3 protein-coding genes are annotated in these 1345 nt (G+C 75.9%); 2 read left to right on the top strand and 1 reads right to left on the bottom strand.

Annotated features, from left to right (window positions below; translation table 11 throughout):
• On the bottom strand, nucleotides 1-171 hold a 171-nt coding region (locus E1300_RS49545; protein WP_131764160.1), incomplete at its 3' end, for a GntR family transcriptional regulator.
• Nucleotides 172-270: 99 nt separating this feature from the next.
• On the opposite strand from E1300_RS49545, the gene E1300_RS49540 reads away from it, so the two are divergent.
• Nucleotides 271-915, top strand: a complete 645-nt coding sequence (locus E1300_RS49540; RefSeq protein WP_131764159.1) for a LysE family translocator — start codon at nucleotides 271-273, stop codon at nucleotides 913-915.
• A 35-nt stretch (nucleotides 916-950) separates the two neighbouring features.
• The coding region (locus tag E1300_RS51200; RefSeq protein WP_207400466.1) for a hypothetical protein at nucleotides 951-1345 on the top strand (395 nt) is incomplete at its 3' end.

The raw sequence follows: 1345 nt of genomic DNA, 5'->3' as shown, positions 1-1345 counted from the left end.
CACCGTCAGCCCGCGCCGCGCCAGTTCGCGGTAGACGCGCGCCGCCGTCGAGGGGGCGATGCGCCGCTCGCGGGCGAACGCGCGCTGCGGGGGCAGCCGGTCGCCGGGGCGCAGCCGCCCGGCGGCGATGTCGGCGGCCACGGCGTCCGCCACCCGCCGGTAGTCGTCCATCCCAGCCCTCTCCCGATATTGCACCGAGTGCAATTCGCAGTATTGCACGTGATTGCACCGACTTCTACGATCGATCACATTCCCACGACAGGAGGTCGCGTGATCTCGCTCGCCGCTCTGGCCAGCATCGCCCTGGTCGCCCTCGGGCTCGTCCTCACGCCCGGGCCCAACATGATCTACCTGGTCTCCCGCTCGGTGACGCAGGGTCGCCGGGCCGGGCTGATCTCGCTCGGCGGCGTCGCGACGGGCTTCCTGATCTACGCCGCGGCGGCGACCGCCGGCATCACCACGGTCTTCGCGCTGGTCCCGCCCGTCTACACGGCGATCAAGCTGGGCGGCGCGGCGTACCTGCTGTGGCTCGCCTGGCAGGCGGTCCGGCCGGGCGGGACGTCCGCCTTCGCCCCCCGCGAGCTCCCGCCGGACCCGCCCCGCCGGCTGTTCGCCATGGGCCTCGTCACCAACCTGCTCAACCCGAAGATCGCGATCCTGTACGTCTCGCTGCTGCCGCAGTTCGCCGACCCGGACCGCGGCGGCGTCGCCGTGCAGAGCCTGCTGCTGGCGCTCGTCCAGATCGCGGTCGCCGTCACGGTCAACGGGCTCATCGTGCTCGGCGCCGGGAGCATCGCCGCGTTCCTGGCGCGGCGGCCCGGCTGGCAGCGCGTCCAGCGGTACGTGATGGGCTCGGTGCTCGCGGGGCTCGCCGCGCGCATCGGCCTCGACCGCTCCCGCGCCGCGATCGCCTGAGGCGCGGATCCGCCGGTCCTTGCCATGATGGGGCGGTGATCGAGCGACAGGACGGCCCCCGCCGCCCGGGACGCGGGAGCGGGGCGGGGCCGTGGCGGCGGCCGGACGCGTCCATGTCACTGCTGCTGGACCTCGTCGGCGGGAGGCTCGGCGACCCCGGCTACGCGGAGGCCGCCCGCCGCCGGGCCGCGGGCGGCGGGGGAGGACCGGGCCGTAGGCGGGCCGGGAGGGGCGGGGTCATGCTCGTCCTCGTGCTCGCGGGCGTGCTGCTGGCGGCGGCCGGGGCCGAGGTGCGCCGCGCCGAGCCCGTCGCGGCCGAGCGGCGGGCGCGCCTCATCGACGAGATCCACGCCCGGACGGACGAGACCGACGGCCTCCAGCGGCGCCTGGACGCGCTCCGGGCCGACACCGAGCGGCGCCGGGAGAGATC

This window comes from Actinomadura fibrosa (assembly GCF_900659615.1).
GTDB classification, from domain to species: Bacteria; Actinomycetota; Actinomycetes; order Streptosporangiales; family Streptosporangiaceae; genus Spirillospora; species Spirillospora fibrosa.
Note: the sequence above shows the minus strand (reverse complement) of the source record. Positions and strands in the feature narration are given on the sequence as shown.